Annotated in this window: 17 protein-coding genes; 15 read left to right on the forward strand and 2 right to left on the reverse strand. The window is 71.7% G+C overall.

All coding sequences use genetic code 11. From position 1 onward, the window contains the following. Positions 1-14: 14 nt before the first annotated feature. The 6 genes from CLV40_RS16095 to lgt all read left to right on the forward strand — a co-directional run bounded on the left by CLV40_RS16095 (position 15) and on the right by lgt (position 6,763). Positions 15-1,571 (forward strand): anthranilate synthase component I, encoded by a 1,557-nt coding sequence (locus CLV40_RS16095; protein WP_104479706.1) that lies wholly within the window; start codon positions 15-17, stop codon positions 1,569-1,571. Continuing rightward, the gene (locus CLV40_RS16100; protein ID WP_104479707.1) at positions 1,564-2,088 is read left to right on the forward strand and encodes a Trp biosynthesis-associated membrane protein; all 525 of its coding nucleotides are present in this window, start codon (positions 1,564-1,566) and stop codon (positions 2,086-2,088) included. The genes CLV40_RS16095 and CLV40_RS16100 overlap by 8 nt, the downstream gene beginning before the upstream one ends. A 115-nt stretch (positions 2,089-2,203) precedes the next feature. Then, positions 2,204-3,013, forward strand: a complete 810-nt coding sequence (trpC, locus tag CLV40_RS16105) for an indole-3-glycerol phosphate synthase TrpC (RefSeq protein ID WP_104479708.1) — start codon at positions 2,204-2,206, stop codon at positions 3,011-3,013. Beyond that, positions 3,010-4,257 (forward strand): tryptophan synthase subunit beta, encoded by a 1,248-nt coding sequence (gene trpB / locus CLV40_RS16110; RefSeq protein ID WP_104479779.1) that lies wholly within the window; start codon positions 3,010-3,012, stop codon positions 4,255-4,257. The genes trpC and trpB overlap by 4 nt, the downstream gene beginning before the upstream one ends. After that, entirely contained in the window at positions 4,258-5,055 is a 798-nt protein-coding gene (gene trpA / locus CLV40_RS16115; RefSeq protein WP_104479709.1) for a tryptophan synthase subunit alpha, read from the forward strand. A 637-nt stretch (positions 5,056-5,692) separates the two neighbouring features. Next, entirely contained in the window at positions 5,693-6,763 is a 1,071-nt protein-coding gene (gene lgt / locus CLV40_RS16125; protein ID WP_104479711.1) for a prolipoprotein diacylglyceryl transferase, read from the forward strand. 262 nt (positions 6,764-7,025) lie between these two features. On the opposite strand, the gene CLV40_RS16130 is transcribed toward lgt, so the two are convergent. Then, a complete protein-coding gene (locus CLV40_RS16130; protein WP_245931323.1) occupies positions 7,026-7,637 on the reverse strand; it encodes a class I SAM-dependent methyltransferase in 612 nt (203 codons plus the stop codon). A gap of 266 nt (positions 7,638-7,903) precedes the next feature. Between CLV40_RS16130 and gltB the strand changes: the two genes are divergently transcribed. The 7 genes from gltB to tesB all read left to right on the forward strand — a co-directional run bounded on the left by gltB (position 7,904) and on the right by tesB (position 19,108). Continuing rightward, positions 7,904-12,469 (forward strand): glutamate synthase large subunit, encoded by a 4,566-nt coding sequence (gltB, locus tag CLV40_RS16135; protein ID WP_104479712.1) that lies wholly within the window; start codon positions 7,904-7,906, stop codon positions 12,467-12,469. Continuing rightward, positions 12,462-12,626: a hypothetical protein gene (locus CLV40_RS38035; protein ID WP_181043533.1), complete on the forward strand. Its 165-nt coding sequence runs from the start codon at positions 12,462-12,464 to the stop codon at positions 12,624-12,626. The genes gltB and CLV40_RS38035 overlap by 8 nt, the downstream gene beginning before the upstream one ends. Further along, positions 12,619-14,139 carry a glutamate synthase subunit beta gene (locus tag CLV40_RS16140; protein ID WP_104479713.1) on the forward strand — a complete coding sequence of 507 codons (1,521 nt, stop codon included), beginning with the start codon at positions 12,619-12,621 and terminating at the stop codon, positions 14,137-14,139. The genes CLV40_RS38035 and CLV40_RS16140 overlap by 8 nt, the downstream gene beginning before the upstream one ends. Positions 14,140-15,197: 1,058 nt before the next feature. Continuing rightward, positions 15,198-15,974: an aminotransferase class IV gene (locus CLV40_RS16145; RefSeq protein ID WP_181043534.1), complete on the forward strand. Its 777-nt coding sequence runs from the start codon at positions 15,198-15,200 to the stop codon at positions 15,972-15,974. Further along, positions 15,971-16,636: a DUF2461 domain-containing protein gene (locus tag CLV40_RS16150; RefSeq protein ID WP_104479715.1), complete on the forward strand. Its 666-nt coding sequence runs from the start codon at positions 15,971-15,973 to the stop codon at positions 16,634-16,636. The genes CLV40_RS16145 and CLV40_RS16150 overlap by 4 nt, the downstream gene beginning before the upstream one ends. 97 nt (positions 16,637-16,733) lie before the next feature. Next, positions 16,734-18,158 carry a pyruvate kinase gene (pyk, locus tag CLV40_RS16155; RefSeq protein WP_104479716.1) on the forward strand — a complete coding sequence of 475 codons (1,425 nt, stop codon included), beginning with the start codon at positions 16,734-16,736 and terminating at the stop codon, positions 18,156-18,158. A 38-nt stretch (positions 18,159-18,196) separates the two neighbouring features. Further along, entirely contained in the window at positions 18,197-19,108 is a 912-nt protein-coding gene (gene tesB / locus CLV40_RS16160) for an acyl-CoA thioesterase II (protein ID WP_104479717.1), read from the forward strand. Positions 19,109-19,429: 321 nt separating this feature from the next. Here the strand turns inward: tesB and CLV40_RS16165 are convergent, their stop codons facing one another. Further along, positions 19,430-19,711, reverse strand: coding sequence for a hypothetical protein (locus CLV40_RS16165; RefSeq protein ID WP_146108050.1), 282 nt, complete (start codon positions 19,709-19,711; stop codon positions 19,430-19,432). A 418-nt stretch (positions 19,712-20,129) separates the two neighbouring features. On the opposite strand from CLV40_RS16165, the gene CLV40_RS16170 reads away from it, so the two are divergent. After that, positions 20,130-20,993, forward strand: coding sequence for a helix-turn-helix domain-containing protein (locus tag CLV40_RS16170; protein ID WP_104479719.1), 864 nt, complete (start codon positions 20,130-20,132; stop codon positions 20,991-20,993). A gap of 15 nt (positions 20,994-21,008) precedes the next feature. Beyond that, a complete protein-coding gene (locus tag CLV40_RS16175; RefSeq protein WP_104479720.1) occupies positions 21,009-21,215 on the forward strand; it encodes a DUF397 domain-containing protein in 207 nt (68 codons plus the stop codon). Positions 21,216-21,403 lie beyond the last annotated feature (188 nt).

The following is a 21,403-nucleotide window of genomic DNA, read 5'->3' on the forward strand; positions in this document are numbered from 1 at the left end:
GGCAGAATGGGTCCATGGCGAGTGCGATCGGTGTGCCCACCCCCCCGGTGAGCAAGAGCGGTATGGGCGGGGTCAGCCCCACGCGCGAGGAGTTCCACGCGCTGGCCGTCGACCGTCGGGTCATCCCCGTCGTGCGGCGGGTGCTGGCCGACGCCGAGACCCCCGTCGGCGTGTACCGCAAGCTGGCCGCCGACCGGCCCGGAACCTTCCTGTTCGAGTCCGCCGAGAACGGCCGCTCCTGGTCGCGCTGGTCCTTCGTCGGCGTGCGCAGCGCCGCCGCCCTCACCGCGACCGGCGGCGAGGCGCACTGGACCGGCACCCCGCCCACCGGCCTGCCCCAGGGCGGCGACCCGCTGGCCGCGCTGCGCGAGACCGTGGCCCTGCTGCACACCGACCCGCTGCCCGGCCTGCCCCCGCTGACCGGCGGCATGGTCGGCTACATCGGCTACGACGCCGTGCGCAGGCTCGAGCGGCTGCCCGAGCTGGCCGAGGACGACCTGAAGCTGCCCGAGCTGGTCATGCTGCTGGCCACCGACCTGGCCGCGCTCGACCACCACGAGGGCGTCATCACCCTCATCGCCAACGCCGTGAACTGGGACGACTCGCCCGAGCGGGTCGACGCCGCCTACGACGACGCGGTCGCCCGGCTCGACGCCATGGTCCTGGGCCTGCAGACCACCGCCGCGCCCACCGCCACCGTCTTCGACCGGCCCAAGCCCGAGTACGACCGTCGGACCACCCCCGCCGACTACCACGACGCCGTGCGCGCGGCCAAGGAAGCCATCCAGGCCGGTGAGGCCTTCCAGGTGGTGGTCTCGCAGCGGTTCGAGATGCGCACCGAGGCCGACCCGCTCGACATCTACCGCGTGCTGCGCACCACCAACCCCAGCCCGTACATGTACCTGCTGCGCCTCGACGGCTTCAGCATCGTCGGCTCCAGCCCCGAGGCCCTGGTCACGGTGCGCGACGGCCGCGCCACCACGCACCCGATCGCGGGCACCCGGTGGCGGGGCGTCGACCCCGAGGAGGACCAGATCCTGGAGAAGGACCTGCTCGCCGACGAGAAGGAGCGCGCCGAGCACGTCATGCTGGTCGACCTCGGCCGCAACGACCTGGGCCGGGTCTGCAAGCCCGGCACGGTGCAGGTCGTCGACTTCTTCCGGGTCGAGCGCTACAGCCACGTCATGCACATCGTCTCCACGGTCACCGGCGAGCTGGCCGAGGGCAAGACGGCCTACGACGCCGTGGCCGCGTGCTTCCCGGCGGGCACCCTCTCCGGCGCGCCCAAGCCGCGCGCCATGGAGCTGATCGAGGAACTCGAGCCCACCCGCCGCGGCCTCTACGGCGGCGTGGTCGGCTACCTCGACTTCGCGGGCGACGCCGACACCGCCATCGCCATCCGCACCGCCCTGGTCCGCGACGGCGTCGCGTACGTGCAGGCGGGCGCGGGCGTGGTCGCCGACTCCGACCCGCGCTACGAGGACACCGAGTGCGTCAACAAGGCGGGCGCGGTGCTGGCCGCCATCGCCACCGCCTCGACCATGCGCCCGGCGGCCGGTACCGGTGACTGAGTCGCGCCGTCCACTGTGGACGGCCGTCGGGCTGTTGCCGCTCGCCGCCGCCGCGCTGTGGGGCGCCTCCCGGCTGCCCTGGGGTGCGACCATCCGGAGCAGGCCGGGTACCGACGCCACGACCAGCGTGCCAGTGCCGGGGGCGGAGATCGCGCCCGCGCTGCTGCCGCTGGCCGTCCTCGCGCTCGCCGCGGTGGCGGGCCTGCTCGCCGTCGCGGGACCGTGGCGCCGGGTCGTCGGCGCCCTGCTGGCCGCGGCGGGCCTGGTGCCGGTGTGGACGGGCCTGGTCCAGCACACCGACGCCGACGCGCTGTGGGGTCGCGTGCTGGCCGCCGCCGGGGGAGCGCTGATGGTCGCCGCGGCCGTGGTCCTGCTGCTGCGCGGCCACCGCGCGCCCAGGCTGGGGTCCCGCTACCGCAGCCCCGCCGCGGTGAAGGAAGCGGCACGTGCCGAACCGGACCTCTGGCAGGCGCTGTCCGCGGGCGACGACCCCACGGAATCCGCCGAGGGCCGCTGAAGCGAGGACCCGGTGCCGGGGCGGGAGAAGGGCCGGAGTTAGCATCAATTCGGCGGGAAGGGGCAGTGGTTGTGAGGGACTACACCAGTCAGACATCATCGGTCCGGGGTGCCGAATGAGCATTCTGGACTCGATCATCGACGGGGTCCGGGAAGATCTCGCCGTCCGCGAGGCGGCGATCCCCTTCGACAGCATCAAGGAACTGGCGGCCAAGGCCGCGCCGCCGCGGGACGCGATGAGCGCCCTGCGCGGCTCCGACGTCGGCGTCATCGCCGAGGTCAAGCGACGCAGCCCGTCCAAGGGCGACCTGGCCGCGATCGCCGACCCGGCCGCGCTGGCCCGCGACTACGAGGCGGCGGGCGCGCGGGTCATCAGCGTGCTGACCGAACAGCGGCGTTTCGGCGGTTCGCTGGCCGACTTCGACGCGGTCCGCGCCAAGGTGGACATCCCCTTGCTGCGCAAGGACTTCATCGTCAGCCCGTACCAGGTGCACGAGGCCCGCGCGCACGGCGCCGACCTGGTGCTGCTGATCGTGGCCGCGCTGGAGCAGAACGCCCTGGCCTCGCTGCTGGACCGGGTCGAGTCGCTGGGCATGACGGCGCTGGTCGAGGTGCACACCGCCGAGGAGGCGGACCGCGCGCTGGAGGCCGGTGCCAAGGTCATCGGCGTCAACGCCCGCAACCTGCACACCCTCGAGGTCGACCGGGACACCTTCGGCAGGCTCGCGCCGGGGCTGCCGTTCGAGACCGTCAAGATCGCCGAGTCGGGCGTGCGCGGACCCAGCGACCTGATGACCTACGCGGGCGCCGGTGCCGACGCGGTGCTCGTCGGCGAGGGCCTGGTCACCACCGACGACCCCAAGGCCGCCCTGGTCCAGCTGGTCACGGCCGGATCGCACCCGGCGTGCCCGAGGCCCGGTCGATGAGCGCGCAGGAGACCTCCACCGGCGCCCCGGACCCGAACGCGGCGGGCCCGCACGACCCGGACGAGCGCGGCCACTTCGGCCCGTACGGCGGCCGGTTCATGCCCGAGGCGCTCATCGGCGCCCTGGACGAGCTCTCCGCCGAGTACGACAAGGCCCGGCTGGACCCCGAGTTCACCGCCGAGTTCGCCCGCCTGCTGCGCGACTACGCGGGCAGGCCGTCGCTGCTCACCGAGGCACCCCGGTTCGCCGAGCACGCGGGCGGCGCGCGGGTCTTCCTCAAGCGCGAGGACCTCAACCACACCGGCTCGCACAAAATCAACAACGTGCTGGGCCAGGCGCTGCTGACCAAGCGGATGGGCAAGCAGCGGGTCATCGCCGAGACCGGCGCGGGCCAGCACGGCGTGGCCACGGCCACCGCGTGCGCGCTGATGGGCCTGGACTGCGTGGTCTACATGGGCGAGGTCGACACCGAGCGGCAGGCGCTCAACGTGGCCCGGATGAAGCTGCTCGGCGCCGAGGTCATCCCGGTCAAGTCCGGTTCCCGCACCCTCAAGGACGCGATCAACGAGGCGCTGCGCGACTGGGTGACCAATGTGGACACCACGCACTACCTGCTGGGCACAGCCGCGGGCGGGCACCCGTTCCCGGTCATGGTGCGCAACTTCCACAAGGTCATCGGCATGGAGGCCAGGGCCCAGTTCCTGGACCAGACCGGCAGGCTGCCGGACGCGGTCGCCGCGTGCGTCGGCGGCGGCTCCAACGCCATCGGCATCTTCCACGGCTTCATCGACGACCCGGGCGTGCGCCTGGTCGGCATCGAGCCGGGCGGCAAGGGCATCGAGACCGGCGAGCACGGCGCCACCCTGGGCCACGGCAGCCCCGGCACCCTGCACGGCGCGATGTCGTACCTGCTGCAGGACGAGGACGGCCAGACCACCGAGGCGTACTCGATCTCGGCGGGCCTGGACTACCCGGGCGTCGGCCCGGAGCACTCGTGGCTCAAGGACACCGGCCGCGCCGAGTACCGCTCGGCCACCGACGACGAGGCCATGCACGCCTTCCGGCTGCTGTCGCGCACCGAGGGCATCATCCCGGCCATCGAGTCCTCGCACGCCCTGGCCGGGGCGCTCAAGCTGGGGCAGGAGCTGGGCCCGGACGGGTACCTCCTGGTCAACCTCTCCGGCCGCGGCGACAAGGACATGGACACCGCCGCGAAGTACTTCGGCTTCTACGAGGAGAGCTAGATGGGCAGGCTGGACCCGCTGTTCGCGCGGACCCGCGAAGAGGGCCGCGGCGCGCTCATCGGCTACCTGCCCGCCGGGTTCCCCACGGTCGACGGCTCGGCGGAGCTGCTGCGCGGCATGGTCGACGCGGGCTGCGACCTGGTCGAGGTGGGCGTCCCCTACTCCGACCCGGTCATGGACGGCCCCGTCATCCAGGCCGCAGCGGACACGGCCCTGCGCGCGGGTTTCCGGCTGCGCGACCTGTTCACCACGGTCGAGGCCGTGGCGTCGGCGGGCGGCCGGGCGGTCGTGATGACGTACTGGAACCCGGTGTTCCGCTACGGCGTCGACGCCTTCGCCCGCGACCTGGCCGCCGCGGGCGGCCTGGGCCTGATCACCCCCGACCTGATCCCCGACGAGGGCGCCGACTGGATCGCGGCCTCGGCAGCGCACGACCTGGACCGGATCTTCCTGGTGGCCCCGTCGTCGTCGGAGGAGCGCATCGCCCTCACCGTCGCGGCGTCGTCGGGTTTCGTGTACGCCACGGCCGTCATGGGCGTGACGGGCGCGCGAGACCAGGTCGGCACGTCGGCGGAGGGCCTGGTGGCCCGCACCCGCGCCCACACGGCCCTGCCGATCGGCGTGGGCCTGGGCGTGCGCTCGGGCGCCCAAGCGGCGGAGGTGGCGTCTTTCGCGGACGCGGTGATCGTGGGCTCGGCCTTCGTCACCAAGGCGACGGAACACGGCGTGGAAGGCGTGCGCGCCTTGGCCGCGGAACTGGCCGAGGGCGTCCGGAAATCCCCCTCCACCATCGGGTGAACCTCCAGCTCACCCCCGCCTGAGCGCCGGTTTCTGTCGGTGGCCGCCGAGACCCTTGGGCCGTGGACCGAGCAATCCCCCGGCACCCGGCCCCGCGGACGAGTACTGCACCCTGCCTGAGGACTCAGGCCGGGGCGTCGAACTGATCGACGGGCGGCTCATGCTCAGCCCGACGCCATCGGGCCGGTACCGGCCGCTGCTGTCGAGGGTGCTGTGCGCGCTGCCCGAGTCACTGCCGCCGGGTACCGAGGCGTTACCGGGGATCACTGTGCGCCGCGGTGCGGACCGCGTGCTCATCCCGGACTTCGCCGTGGTCACCGCGCCGGAACGCGACTGGCTGTTTGTCGACGCCCAGCGGGTTCTCCTGGTGGGCGAGGTGGTCTCCGCGCGGTCGCGCCCACGACTCGGTGTTCAAGCCGGTCCGCTACGCCGAGGCGGGTATCCCGTACCTCCTGCTCGTCGACTCGACCACCGGTCCGCCGGGATCGGCGCTGCGCGCGTCGGGTGGCGCGGACCCCGTCGCGGTGCGCGTTGATGGCCGATCGCGGTTCGACGAGCCATTCCAGGTCGATCTCGAACCGGCCTGCGAGCGGCACCACTTCACGGTCAGGCCACCTGGTCCCGTTACGGTAGCCCCGTGACGAGCGCCTCCAACCTGATCCTGGCGAGCATCCCCAGTCCGGACCGCGGCGTCTGGCAGCTGGACCTCGGGGTGTTCACCCTGCCGCTGCGGGCCTACGCGCTGTGCATCATCGCGGGCATCATCGTGGCGATCTGGTGGGGTGAGAAGCGCTTCATCGCGCGCGGCGGCGCGCCCGGCACGGTCGTCGACGTCGCGGTGTTCGCGGTGCCCTTCGGCTTGGTCGGCGGCAGGCTCTACCACGTCATCACTGACTACTACCGCTACTTCGGCGAGGGCAAGAACCCCCTCAACGCCCTCCGCATCTGGGACGGCGGCCTGGGCATCTGGGGCGCCATCGCCCTGGGCGCCGTCGGCGCGTGGATCGGCTGCAGGCGCAAGGGCGTCCCCCTCCCGGTCTTCGCCGACGCGGTGTCACCGGGAGTCCTCGTCGGCCAGGCCATCGGCCGCCTCGGCAACTACTTCAACCAGGAGCTCTACGGCGGTCCCACCGACCTCCCCTGGGGCCTGGAGATCTACCGCCGGGTCAACGCCGAGGGCCAGGACGACCCGCTCAACGGCGTGGCCATCGACCACACGCTGATCGACGGCAGCCCGGTGCACCCCACGTTCCTCTACGAGCTGATCTGGTGCCTCCTGGTCGCCGTGGTCGTGGTCGTGCTGGACCGCCGCCTGCGCCTCGGCCACGGCCGCGTGTGCGCCGTCTACGTGGCCGGCTACACCCTGGGCCGCGCCCTCATCGAAATGATGCGCACGGACCCCGCCACCATGGTCCTGGGCCTCCGCGTCAACGTCTGGACGTCGATCCTGCTCTTCCTGGGCGCCATCGCCTACTTCGTCCTCGCCGCCCGCCGCGGCCCCCGCGAGGACCTGGCCGCCATCATCGCCGCCAGGCTCGGCACCCCCGCGGAAACCCCGGACAAGCCCGAGGACACCGACAAGCCTGACCACGACAAGTCCGACGACACCGACAAGCCCGCGGACGACGACCCCACCCCGGACACCGACAAGCCGGACGAGGAAGCCACAGTCTCCGCCGCCAAGGACACCCCGGCCAAGGACGACTGAACCCCAAGCCGAGAACGTGCCCGCGCCCCCAGGTCGCGGGCACGTTCCATGTCCGCCACCGTCCCCGCGCACCGCGACCACGCCGACGCGCGGCCGAACAGCTCGGCGGTGCCGCCGCGGCGGGCCAGCCGCTGCTCCACGGATCAAGCAGGCGAGGCTCGCGGAACACCTCCAGGGGCAGCGGCGAGCCCGTTGCCCCACCTCCACCCTTCCGCCAGCAGCCGCCACCGATCAGCCAAGTCGCCCCCGCTGCCGGCAGCCACTACCCCTGACGCCGGGCGATCAGGTACGCCTGCGGTGCCGTCTCCCCCTCAAGAGCCTCCCGCTCGACACGCACCACCACCTCGAACCCCCGCTCCTCCAGCAACCCCACCACCCACGCGGGCCGCAGCCGGTTGAAGTCCAGCGACACGTCGTGCCCCAGCGGCCGCTCCAGCCGCAGGGGTTCGTCGCCGATCTGGAACCCCAGCACCAGGTGCCCGCCGACCCGCAGCATCCGCCCGAACTCCGCCAGCAAATCGCCCACCTCCGGCGCGGGCGTGTGGATCACCGAGTACCACGCCGACAGGCCCGCCAGCGACCCGTCCGCCAGCCCGAGGTCCCACATCGACCCCACCTCGAACCGAAGATCGGGCCGCTCACCGCGCGCGATCTTCACCATCTCGGGCGACAGGTCCACCCCGTACACCGACACCCCGAGGTCGGCCAGGTATCCCGTCACCCGTCCGGGGCCGCACCCCACGTCCACCGCCGGTCCACTCCCGACGAACCGGCCGAAGGACCCCAACACCGCCCGGCCCAACGGGTCCGAGGGTTCACCGGCGAACATCTCGGCGTAGTCGACCGCCAACGCGTCGTAGAAGGCTCTGGTCACAGCGGACACCTTTTCACACCGCGACCTGCTGATCCTGCCGACCTCCCACCGGCTATGCTCGCACCCGGAGAATGATCTTCCTGGGGTGGGCGCGAACCGGGTGTTCAGCCGTGCGCGGGACACCGCGTGACGGAAGTGACTCGCGCGTTTCCGGACTGTTAAGCTCGGGTCACTACGCGGGCCGCTGCCGTCCCGCGCCCAGTGCCCGGCGCTCCCCGCCGGCAACCGAACTGAGCGCGTGATCGCAGGACAGGAGGCCGTTTCCCATGCTGTTCTCGGCATTCCCGCGCCCCCACGGCCTCTACGACCCCGCCGACGAGCGCGACTCGTGCGGCGTGGCGATGGTGGCTGACGTGCGCGGACGCCGCTCCCACGGCATCGTCGAGGACGCCCTCACCGCGCTGGCCAACCTGGAGCACCGGGGCGCCGCGGGCGCCGAGCCGACCAGCGGCGACGGCGCGGGCATCCTGGTCCAGCTCCCCGACGACCTGCTGCGCGCCGAGGTCGGCTTCACCCTCCCCGAGACCGGCGAGCGCGGCGTGCACGGCTACGCCACCGGCCTGGCCTTCCTGCCCGCCGACCCGGACACCCGCGCCGCCGCTGTCGCGCTGGTCGAGCGGATCGCCGCCGAGGAGGGCCTGCGGGTGCTGGGCTGGCGCGAGGTGCCGGTCGACCCGGACGCCGCCGACATCGGACCGACCGCGCGCTCGGTCATGCCGCACTTCGCCATGCCGTTCGTCGCCGCGCACCCGGACGCCGAAGGGGACTGTCCCACCGGGATCGACCTGGACCGGTTGGCGTACTGCCTGCGCAAGCGCGTCGAGCGCGACAGCGTCGCCGCGGGCTGCGGCACCTACTTCCCGTCGCTGTCCGCGCGGACCTTGGTCTACAAGGGCATGCTGACGACCGCGCAGCTCCCGTTGTTCTTCCCGGACCTGCGCGACCGCCGCCTGCGCAGCGCGATCGCCCTGGTGCACTCGCGCTTCTCCACCAACACGTTCCCGTCGTGGCCGCTGGCGCACCCGTTCCGCTTCGTCGCGCACAACGGCGAGATCAACACCGTGCGCGGCAACCGCAACCGCATGCGCGCCCGCGAGGCGCTGCTGACCTCCCCGCTGCTGCCCGGCGACCTCTCCCGGCTGTCCCCGGTGATCGACCCGGACGGCTCCGACTCGGCGAGCTTCGACGAGGTGCTGGAGCTGCTGCACCTCGGTGGCCGCAGCCTGCCGCACGCGGTGCTGATGATGATCCCGGAGGCGTGGGAGAACCACACCGGGATGGACCCGAAGCGCCGCGCGTTCTACCAGTTCCACGCCAGCCTCATGGAACCGTGGGACGGCCCCGCCTGCGTCACCTTCACCGACGGCGCCCTGGTCGGCGCCGTCCTCGACCGCAACGGCCTGCGCCCGGCCCGCTGGTGGCACCTCGCCGACGACCGCGTCGTGCTCGCCAGCGAGACCGGCGTGCTCGACGTGCCGCCGGGCGACGTGATCGCCAAGGGCAGGTTGCAGCCGGGCCGGATGTTCCTGGTCGACACCACCGCGGGTCGCATCGTCGACGACGCCGAGGTCAAGGACGCGCTCGCCGCCCAGCACCCGTACGAGGAATGGCTCCACGCCGGGTTGCTCAAGATCGCCGACCTGCCCGACCGCGAGCACGTCGTGCAGACCCACGAGTCCGTCCACCGCCGTCAGCTCACCTTCGGTTATACCGAAGAAGAGCTGAAAATTCTCCTCGCCCCGATGGCCGTCACCGGATCGGAGCCGATCGGGTCGATGGGCACCGACACCCCGCCCGCCGCGCTGTCGCAGCGGTCGCGGCTGCTCTACGACTACTTCAAGCAGAACTTCGCCCAGGTCACCAACCCGCCGCTGGACGCGATCCGCGAGGAGATCGTCACCTCGGTGCAGCGGATCATGGGCCCGGAGCAGAACCTGCTGGAGCCGGGACCGGCGTCCTGCAGGCACATCCAGCTGCCGTACCCGGTCATCGACAACGACGAGCTGGCCAAGCTCATCCACGTCAACGACGACGGCGACCTGCCCGGCTACGCCTGCACCGTCCTCTCCGGACTGTACGAGGTGGACGGCGGCGGTCCGGCGCTGGCGGCGGCGGTCGCGCGCGTGCGGCGGGAGGCGTCCGAGGCCATCGCCGCGGGCGCGCGCACGCTCGTGCTGTCCGACCGCGACTCCGACCACCGCATGGCGCCGATCCCGTCCCTGCTGCTCGTTTCGGCCGTGCACCACCACCTGGTGCGCACCCGCGAGCGGCTGCGGGTCGCACTGGTCGTGGAGAGCGGCGACGCGCGCGAGGTCCACCACATCGCCCTGCTGCTCGGCTACGGAGCCGCCGCGGTCAACCCCTACCTGGCGTTCGAGACCATCGAGGACCTGATCGCCAACGGCGCCATCACCGGCGTCGAACCGGCCGCCGCCGTGCGCAACTACGTCAAGGCGCTGGTCAAGGGCGTCCTGAAGATCATGTCCAAGATGGGCATCTCCACCGTCGGCGCCTACACCGCGGCCCAGGTGTTCGAGGCGTTCGGCCTGGCGGTCGACGTGCTCGACGAGTACTTCACCGGCACCACCTCCAAACTCGGCGGCGTCGGCCTCGACGTGATCGCCCGCGAGGCGCAGACCCGGCACCGCCGCGCGCACCCGGACAACCCGACCGACCGCGTGCACCGGCGCCTCGACGTCGGCGGCGAGTACGCCTACCGGCGCGAGGGCGAGCTGCACCTGTTCACCCCGGAAACGGTCTTCCTCCTGCAGCACGCCACCAAGACCGGCCGCGAGGAGGTCTACCGCGCCTACGCCGACGAGGTCGAACGGCTCAACCGCGAAGGCGGGGCGCTGCGCGGCCTGTTCTCCCTCAAGCGCGCCGCCGACCCGATCCCGGTCGACGAGGTGGAACCCGTCGAGGCGATCCTGGCCCGCTTCAACACCGGCGCGATGTCCTACGGCTCCATCTCCGCCGAGGCGCACGAGACCCTCGCCATCGCCATGAACATGATCGGCGGCAGGTCCAACACCGGTGAAGGCGGCGAGGACCCGGAGCGGCTCTACGACCCGGCCCGGCGTTCGGCGATCAAGCAGGTGGCGTCCGGTCGCTTCGGCGTGACGAGCGAGTACCTGGTCAACGCGGACGACATCCAGATCAAGATGGCCCAGGGCGCCAAGCCCGGCGAGGGCGGCCAGCTACCGCCGAACAAGGTGTACCCCTGGATCGCGCGCACGCGTCACTCCACCGCCGGGGTCGGCCTCATCTCGCCCCCGCCGCACCATGACATCTACTCCATCGAAGATCTCGCACAACTCATCCACGACCTCAAGAACGCCAACGAGAACGCGCGCGTGCACGTCAAACTGGTGTCCGAGGTCGGCGTCGGCACGGTGGCCGCGGGGGTGTCCAAGGCGCACGCCGACGTCGTGCTGATCTCGGGCCACGACGGCGGCACCGGCGCGTCGCCGCTGAACTCGCTCAAGCACGCGGGCACGCCGTGGGAGGTCGGGCTCGCCGAGACCCAGCAGACGCTGATGCTCAACGGCTTGCGCGACCGCGTCACCGTGCAGGTCGACGGCGCGCTGAAGACCGGCCGCGACGTGGTCGTGGCCGCGCTGCTCGGCGCCGAGGAGTACGGGTTCGCCACCGCGCCCCTGGTCGTCGCGGGCTGCGTGATGATGCGCGTGTGCCACCTCGACACGTGCCCCGTCGGCGTGGCGACGCAGAACCCGGTGCTGCGCAAGCGGTACACTGGTCAGGCCGAGCACATCGTGAACTACTTCCGCTTCGTGGCGCGGGAAGTCCGCGAGCACTTGGCCGCGCTGGGCTTTCGCACCCTGGACGACGCCATCGGCCACGCCGAGCTGCTGGGGGTCGACGAAGCCGTCGAACACTGGAAGGCGCAGGGTCTCGACCTGACGCCGGTCTTCGCCGTGCCCCAGACCAGGTACGGCACCGCCCGCCGCCGCGTCCGCGCCCAGGACCACGGTCTGGAGCACGCGCTGGACCGCACCCTGGTGCAGTTGGCCGAGGCGGCGCTGGAGGACGCGCACCCGGTGCGGCTGGAACTGCCGGTGCGCAACGTCAACCGCACGGTCGGCACGCTGCTGGGCTCCGAGGTCACCCGCCGCTTCGGCGGCGACGGGCTGCCCGAGGACACCATCCACGTCACGCTGACGGGGTCGGCGGGCCAGTCGCTGGGCGCGTTCCTGCCGCGCGGCGTCACCCTCGACATGGTCGGCGACGCCAACGACTACGTCGGCAAGGGCCTGTCCGGTGGGCGGATCGTCGTCCGCCCGCACCCGGACGCGACCTTCGCCGCCGAGCGCCAGGTCATCGCGGGCAACGTCATCGCCTACGGCGCCACCGCGGGCGAGGTGTACCTGCGCGGCCGGGTGGGGGAGCGGTTCGGCGTGCGCAACTCCGGGGCGGTCATCGTCGCGGAGGGCGTCGGCGACCACGCTTTCGAGTACATGACCGGCGGCCGCGCCGTCGTGCTCGGCCCGACCGGGCGCAACCTGGCCGCGGGCATGTCCGGTGGCATCGCCTACGTGCTGGACCTCGACCCGGCGTCGGTCAACGCGGACATGGTGGAACTGCAGACCCCCGCGCCGGAGGACCTGCGGTGGCTGCGCGAAACCGTGACCCGCCACCAGGGTCTCACCGGCTCGGCGGTCGCCGCGTCCCTGCTGGGCGACTGGACCCGCCGCGCGGCCGGGTTCACCAAGGTCATGCCCCGCGACTACCAGCGCGTCCTGGCCGCGATGCGGCTGGCCCGCGCCGAGGGCCGCGACGTCGACCAGGCGATCATGGAGGCGTCCCGTGGCTGACCCCAACGGTTTCCTGTCCCAGCCGCGCGCCGACGCGGCCAAGCGCGCCGTCGACGAGCGCTTGGGCAACTGGCTTGAGGTCTGCGGCCACCTACGCCCGTGGGAGCGCGACGGGCATGTCCGTGCCGAGGTGATCGTGGAGGCGTTCTGTGGCTGATCCCAACGGCTTCCTGTCCCAGCCCCGTGTCGACGCGGCCAAGCGCGCCGTCGACGAGCGCTTGGGCGACTGGCGTGAGGTCTACCGCCACCTTGACCCGGACGACCGCGACCGGCAGGTCCGCGCCCAGGCGACCCGGTGCATGGACTGCGGCATCCCGTTCTGCCACTCGGGTTCCGCGGGCTGTCCGCTCGGCAACCTGATCCCGGAGTGGAACGACCTGGTCCGCGGCGGCCACTGGCCGATGGCGAGCGAACGCCTGCACGCCACCAACAACTTCCCCGAGTTCACCGGCCGCCTGTGCCCGGCGCCGTGCGAGGCCGCGTGCGTGCTGGCGATCTCACCGGACTCCGGCGGCGCGGTCACGATCAAGCGGGTCGAGAACACCATCGCCGACGTCTCGTGGGAACGCGGGTACGTGCGGCCGGTGACCCCCGCCGTCTCCACCGGCCGCACGGTGGCGATCGTCGGCTCGGGCCCGGCGGGCTTGGCCGCGGCCCAGCAGCTGACCCGCGCGGGCCACGAGGTCACGGTCTTCGAACGCGACGACCGCCTCGGCGGCCTGCTGCGGTACGGCATCCCCGAGTTCAAGCTGGAGAAGAAGGTCCTCGACCGCCGCCTCGCCCAACTGCGCGCCGAGGGCACCCGGTTCGTCACCGGTTGCGAGGTCGGCGGCGCCGGCCCCGGCGCGATGCCGGTGGAGCGGCTGCGAGCCGAGTTCGACGCCGTAGTCCTGGCCGTCGGCGCCCTGCGCGGCCGCGACGCCCCGAACATCCCCGGCCGCGACCTGGCGGGCGTCCACCTGGCCATGGACCACCTGGTCCCCGCCAACCGCCAGTGCGAGGGCGACGGCCCCACCCCCGTCGACGCGCACGGCAAACACGTGATCATCATCGGCGGCGGCGACACCGGCGCCGACTGCTACGGCACGGCCATCCGCCAGGGCGCGGCGAGCGTCGTGCAGCTCGACCAGTACCCCCAACCCCCGAACACCCGCGACGACGACCGGTCGCCCTGGCCGGTGTGGCCGTGGATCCTGCGCACCTACGCGGCCCACGAGGAAGGCGGCGAACGCCGCTTCGCGGTCGCCGTGGACCGGTTCGTCGGCGACGCAGACGGCACCCTCACCGCCGTCCAGCTGCGAGAGGTGCGGGTCCACAAGAACCCGACCACCGGTGTTCGCGAGGTGGTGCCCCTCAACGACGAGGTGCACGTCCTCCCGGCGGACCTGGTCCTGCTCGCGATCGGCTTTGAAGGCGTCGAACACCTGCCCCTCCTCGACGCCCTCAACCTGAAGCTGACCCCGCGCGGCACCCTCGCCTGCGGCCGGGACTGGCAGACGACGACCCCGGGCACCTTCGTCTGCGGAGACGCCCACCGCGGCGCCTCCCTGGTCGTGTGGGCCATCGCCGAGGGCCGCTCCACCGCCCACGCCGTCGACGCCTACCTCACCGGCGCGTCGGACCTCCCCGCCCCGGTCCACCCCAACGCCCTACCCCTGGCCGTCCGGTAATCCCGGTAACCACCGTAACCACGGCTTCGGTGCCGCCACACCCGCGACCCCGCGCCACCCATCCGACGCTGTCGGCGCTGCCCGACAACCGGAGCCGGACCGCCTCCAGCCGCACCTGATCGGCATAGCGGCCCAGCACCACACCGATCGAGCGCACCGCCCCCGCTCGACCTGATCCCGCCAGACCCGATCCCGCTCGACCGAGCCTGCCCACCTGAACCTTGCCCACCTGAACTTTGCCCACCCGGACTTTGCCCGCCCGGACCGTGCTCGCTTGGACTCTGCTCGAGCGGACCCGCTCGACGTGATCTCGTTCGCGTCGATCTTGTTCGACCGGTGCCTGCCCACCTGAACCTTGCCCGACCGGACCTTTCGTGATCGGATCTTGCTCGAGCGGACCTGCTTGACGCGATCTCGTTCGCTTCGATCTTGTTCGACCGAGCCAGGTCGCCCGAACCTTGCTCGATCGGACCCTGCTCGAGCAGCGGACCCGCTCGACGCGAGCCTGCTCGCTCGGCCCCTGTCCGGCCGAGCCTGGTCGTCCCAACCTCACTCGCCCCGACCTGCCGACCGGACCCGCTCGACGCTCGCTCGCTCCGACCCTGCCTGCCCGGACTTGCCCGCCTGGACCTGCTCGGCGCGATCTCGCTCCTACCTCGCCGCCTGAGCCTGGTCGCCCCGACCTCACTCGACCGGACTTCGCTCGAGCAGACCCCGCTCGATCCGATCCTGCTCAGCCCCGTTTCCGCGCACCCCACCAAGATCCCCCGCCCAGCCAGGGGATCCCCGGATTTCAACGCTACCCACCGGAAGCGCGGCAAAACGGATCCCTCGGCCACCTGTGGGCAACTCGGTGGCATGTGGACAACCGCGCGGGTGGTCACCATCCCGATGGCATCTTGATCTTGCCGGTCGACCCTGGCCGCACCGGCGACCTCGACAAGCCGCCGGACACCGGGACGTCACGGCGCGGGCCCGAAGGCGTTCGGGCGAGGTCAAGCGAGCCAGGGGAGTCCCGCGCTCCCGCGCGGGCGCGCGAGATGCGAGACTGCCCAGCGATGAGCGCGCAGAACTCCCTCCCCGCCTCCCTGGCCCTGACCAACTTCGCCCACTTCACCTCGATGCGGGTGGAGTCCGGCCGGGTCCGCGGCCTCGCCCGCCACTTGGAGCGGCTGGACCGCGACTCCTGGGTCGTGTTCGGCACGGGCCTCGACGAGGCCGCGGTCCGCGCCGCCATCAAACAAGCCATCAAGGGCGCCACCGACCCACTAGCGGTCCGGGTCACGGTCCACGCCCCCGACTTCGACCCGCGCGACCCCGCCGCCGACCTCACGCCCCAGGTCGCGGTGACCACCGCCGCCCTGCCCGAGGACAGCCCGAAGCCCCTGGGGGTGCGCACCGCCGGCTACCAGCGGGACCTGCCCCAGGTGAAGCACACCGGGCTCTTCGGCCTGTACTACCAGCGCCGCCTCGCCACCCGCGCGGGCTTCGACGACGTCCTGTTCGTCAACCCCGACGGCGAGGTCAGCGAGGGGTCCACCTGGAACGTCTGCTTCCACACCGCGGACGACACCTTCGTCTGGCCCAGCGCGCCCGCCCTGCCCGGCATCGCCATGAGCCTGGTGCAGAGCGGCCTGCACCGCGCGGGCGCCAAGACCGAGGTGCGCCCGGTCACCGCCGCCGAGCTGCCCGACTTCCGCGGCGCGTACGCCACCAACGCGCTGCGGCCGGTCCGCGCGATCAGCCACGTCGACGAGACCGAGTACGCCGTCGACCCCGAGGTGACCGCCCGGCTGCTGCGCGCGCACGACCTCACCGCCGCGGAGCGGGTGTGAGCGGCTTCCAGGGCTTCGGCGAGTACGCGGTCGACTTCTACGACGGTCTGGTCGCCGACAACTCCAAGAGCTATTGGGACGCCAACAAGCAGACCTACGACTCCGACGTCCGCGACCCGATGAAGGCGCTGCTGACCGAGCTGGAACCCGAGTTCGGCGGTGACTTCGGCTCGCCCAAGGTGTTCCGCCCGCACCGCGACGTCCGGTTCGCCAAGGACAAGCGCCCGTACAAGGACCACTGCGGCGGCGTCATCGAGGCCGGACGCGGCGCGGGCGCCTACTACGTCGAGGTCGGCCCGGACGGCCTGCGGGTCGGCGGCGGCTGCTTCCACCTGGAGTCCGACCAACTCGCCCGTTTTCGCGCCGCCGTCGCCGAGGAGATCCACGGCGAGCCGTTCCGCGCGATTCTGGCCAAACTGGAGCGCACCGGGTGGACGATCAGAGGGGACCGTCTGCGCACCACTCCGCGAGGTGTCCCGAAGGACCACCCGCGCCTCAGCCTCCTCCAGTATCGCTCGGTTTACGCCGTGCGGGTCTGGGAACCGGACGACACCCTGCACGAGCGCGGGACTTTCACCCGGGTGAGGGACGCGTGGCGGCAACTCCGCCCGTTCAACGAGTGGGCTCGTGACCATGTGGGGTTGTCCGAACGCGCTCGGTAGCGACCGCGTTGCCGCCGGTAGAACACTCTGAATCGATCTGAATCGAATCGCACGTTCATCGGGATCGGTAAAGCCGACGGGACTAAGCTGTGGGGCTGTGAACCGACGAGCGAAGATCGTGTGCACCATGGGCCCGGCCACGGCCACTCCGGAGCGGGTGCGCGACCTGGTGGCCGCGGGCATGGACGTGGCGAGGATGAACTTCAGCCACGGCAGCCACGGTGACCACAAGCAGGTCTACGACCTGGTCCGCGCCGCGGGCGACGAGTCGGGCCGGGCCGTGGGCGTCCTCGCCGACCTGCAGGGCCCCAAGATCCGCCTCGGCACCTTCGCCAACGGCCCGGTGGAGTGGCGTACCGGCGACGTCGTCCGGATCACCGTCGAGGACGTCGCGGGCACCCACGACCGGGTGTCCACCACCTACAAGGGCCTGGCCAACGACGCCAAGGCGGGCGACCGGCTGCTGGTCGACGACGGCAAGGTCGGCCTGGTCGTGCGCGGCGTCGAGGGCGCCGACGTGGTCTGCGAGGTCACCGAGGGCGGTCCGGTCAGCAACAACAAGGGCCTGTCGCTGCCCGGCATGGACGTGTCCGTCCCCGCGCTGTCGGAGAAGGACATCGAGGACCTCGAGTTCGCGCTGCACCTCGGCGTGGACTTCATCGCGCTGAGCTTCGTCCGCTCGCCCGCCGACATCGACCTGGTGCACCAGGTGATGGACCGGGTCGGCCGGGGCAGGCTGCCGGTGATCGCCAAGCTGGAGAAGCCGGAGGCGGTCGACAACCTGGAGGCCATCGTGCTGGCCTTCGACGGTGTCATGGTCGCCCGCGGCGACCTGGGCGTGGAGCTGCCGCTGGAGCAGGTGCCGCTGGTGCAGAAGCGGGCCATCCAGATCGCCAGGGAGAACGCCAAGCCGGTCATCGTGGCGACCCAGATGCTCGACTCGATGATCAGCAACTCCCGGCCGACCCGCGCCGAGGCCTCCGACGTGGCCAACGCGGTGCTCGACGGCGCGGACGCGCTGATGCTCTCCGGCGAGACCAGCGTCGGCCGCTACGCCATCGAGTCGGTGCAGACGATGAGCCGCATCATCGAGGCCGTGGAGGCCGAGCGGCCCACGGTGCCGCCGCTGACCCACGTCCCGCGCACCAAGCGCGGCGTGATCTCCTACGCCGCCCGCGACATCGGCGAGCGGCTCAACGCCAAGGCCCTGGTCGCCTTCACGCAGTCCGGCGACACGGTGAAGCGCCTGGCCCGCCTGCACACCCGGCTCCCGCTGCTGGCGTTCACCCCGGAACCGGGCGTGCGCAGCCAGCTGTCGCTCACCTGGGGCACGGAGACGTTCCTGGTGCCCGAGGTGGACTCCACCGACCGCATGGTCCGGCAGGTCGACCTGTCCATGTTGTCCATCGGCCGCTACCAGCCCGGTGACCTGGTGGTCATCGTCGCGGGCTCACCGCCCGGCACCGTCGGGTCCACGAACCTGATCCGCGTGCACCGCTTGGGCGAGGAAGACCACGCCTGACGCGGAGTCCGGCCGCGCTCGGCGCTACTGTCCGGTACATGACTGAGGACGGGATGGCGGCGCCGGGTGCGGCCGACGACGGCGTGCTGCGTGGGCAGGCCGCGCTGGACGGGCTGGTCGCGCTGCTGGACCTGGAGCGCATCGAGGAGAACATCTTCCGGGGCGTCAGCCCGGACGACTCGCCGGTGCGCGTCTTCGGTGGTCAGGTCGCGGGCCAGGCGCTGGTCGCGGCGGGCCGGACGGTGCCGCCGGAGCGGCGCGTGCACTCGCTGCACGCGTACTTCATCCGCGGCGGCGACCCGAGCGTGCCGATCGTGTACGAGGTGGACCGCATCCGCGACGGCCGCTCGTTCACGACCCGCCGCGTTGTGGCGGTGCAGCACGGCAAGGCGATCTTCGCGCTGTCCGCGTCGTTCCAGGTCGACGAACCCGGGATCGGGCACGCGGACCCGATGCCCGAGGTGCCCGCGCCGGAATCGCTGCCGACGCAGGCCGAGCGGATCACCCCGGAGCTGCGCGAGCGGTTCGGCGCGTGGGCGGACCGCCCGCGCCCGATCGACGTCCGCTACGTCTCGGAACCGCCGTGGCTCTCCCGCGAGACCGGTCCGCGCGACGCCCACAACCAGGTGTGGATGCGCGCCGACGGAACCCTCGACGGTGACCATATGCTGCACGTGTGCGTCCTGGCCTACGCCTCGGACATGACGCTGCTCGACGCCGTGCTGGCCCGCCACGGCGTCTACTGGGGAACCGACAAGGTCATCGGCGCCAGCCTCGACCACGCGATGTGGTTCCACCGCCCGTTCCGCGCCGACGAGTGGATCCTCTACGACTGCCTGTCGCCCAGCGCGTCCGGCGGTCGAGGGCTGGCCACCGGGCGGTTCTTCACCAGGGACGGGCAACTCGTGGCGACCGTCGTCCAAGAAGGTCTGGTGCGGCTGCTCGACTGAGGACGGCGGACCGCGCGAAAAGGACGGCGCCGACCGGATCGGTCGGCACCGAAGGCGCGAACGATCGCCGAACGGGCCTCGACGCGTTGGTCTGTTCGAGCGAATTCGCCGTCGTGGCCCGGATTTCCCCGTTGTCGGTGCGAATCGGTGAATCCGTGGCGAGACGCGCGCCGCCGCTGTGGACGACTCCGACCGGGATTTGCCTGCCGGACAAGGGAAGTGGCGGGCAAGACCGGTTCGTCGGGGGGTGAGATCCGGTCCTGCCCGCCTGCCGGGACGCCTCGGGATGGGGGTGGGCGGCGCCCCGGGGTCGGTGCGGGTTCAGCGGGCGAGGTGTTCCTTGTAGGACGTGTCCTCGGTGACCAGCAAGCACAGGTGCGCGGTCAGGTAGGCGCGGCACGGCGCGGGCGCGCGGGTGAACAGCCTTGTGCGGCACGACGGGCAGCGACCGTTCTCGTCCGGGCTGTGCTCGGCCAGCAGCGCGCGCAGCGCGGCCACGATCCGCGGCAGTTCCGCGCGGGCCAGCCGGGTCGCCGCGGCGTCGCCGTCCACTTCGGCGCGGTGGCTCACCTCGGTCAGGTAGCCCTGCAACGAGGCTTCCATGTGTCCGAAGATCGACCCGCTCACCCGTGGCCTCCAGCCGTGTTCAGCTCTCAAGGGGACGGCCGAATCGGCCGATGACCGTCTGGTGCGGCCAGTCGTCCCCGGATCCCGTCGATTCGCCAGTCCCTCGCGCCCGATTCGCGCCTCGCGGCGGACACCGGCCCGCTCCCGGGAACTCGAACCGATCCTTCCGTGGACGCCTGGAGTGCAGCCTGCTTCCTGCGAATGGCATTTTGCAAGTTGCACCACTCGATCGGGTGACTTCGGTTGCTCGATGCGGTTGACCGCGCCACGGAACGGTCCTGGCGCCTCCTTGTGCTGGACAAGATCAGCATCGAGACTGGCCAACGGTGCGCGGACGCCGCGCGCCCAGGGGCTGTGGCCGGTCGTTGGACGCGGTCAGAAACGAGGTGGGAACGTGGCCCGAGGACCGAGTCCGACTGTACGACGCCGCAGGCTCGCGGCGGAACTGCGGAGATTCCGCGAAGCGGCGGAACTCACCATCGATGAGGTGGGCGAAAAGCTGGAGTGCTCCGCCTCGAAGATCAGCCGCATCGAGACCGGGCACGTCGGTGTGACGCCGCGGGACGTCCGCGACATGCTCGAGCTCTACGGTATCGAGGAGGCCCGCCGGGAAGCACTGGTGCAACTGGCCCGGGAGGCGCGGCAGAAGGGGTGGTGGCACTCGTACAACGAGGTCTTCACCGGTTCTTTCGTCGGCCTCGAGGCCGACGCGTCATTCCTGCACACGCACCAGGCATTGCTGATCCCCGGTCTGCTGCAGATCGAGGAATACACCAGAGCCGTCATCCGGGCGATCCGCCCGGATGCCGAACCGGCCGAGGTCGACCTGAGGGTCCGGGGCAGGCTTGCGCGCCAGCGACTGCTGACCGACCCCCATCCGCCCGACTACTGGGCGGTGCTCGACGAGGCCGTGCTACACCGTGTCACCGGTGGACCCGAGGTCATGCGCGCGCAACTGGCCCGGCTCGTCGAGGCGTCGACCCTGCCGAACGTGACCATTCAGGTCGTGCCATTCGGTACGGGCGCGCACGCGGGAATGGAGACTCCGTTTCTGATCCTGGGTTTCCCGGAGCAGGCGGATCCCGATGTCGTCTACGTCGAGAACACCACCACGGGCGTCTATCTAGAACAGCCGTCCGATGTCCGCCGGTACACGTTGATGTTCGACCATTTACGGGCGTCGGCGTTGGGACCTGACGACACCGTCGCCCTCATCCAGCGAATCGCGAACGGAATGGGACGCGATTCGACGACATGATGAGAGGAGTAGGGCGTGACCGTTTCTGACCTGGCAAGCGCCGAATGGCGCAAGAGCAGCCGCAGTGGTGCGACCAACGACTGCGTCGAGCTCGTGGTCGGCAGAAGCGGCGCAGCGGTGCGCGACTCCAAGAACGCGGAGTACGGGCACCTGGCGTTCGCGGACATCGAGTGGTCGACCTTCGTCGACGCCGTGAAGGGTGACCTGCTGGCGGCCAGATAGCCAACGGGTCGGCGGTGCTCGTGCCCGGGATGGTCGACAGCATCCCGGTCCCAGCCACCTCGATGGCGGGGCCACGGCGGTGGCCGTGGCCCCGTACCCGCGCGACAACCACCCCTTACCCCCTCCCGAGGACCCCCACCCGCGCACCGGGTAAGGGGTCCTGAGGGGGAGGACTGCGTGATCGCCCG

Origin of the sequence: Actinokineospora auranticolor, from assembly GCF_002934265.1 — a bacterium.
Classification (GTDB): Bacteria; Actinomycetota; Actinomycetes; order Mycobacteriales; family Pseudonocardiaceae; genus Actinokineospora; species Actinokineospora auranticolor.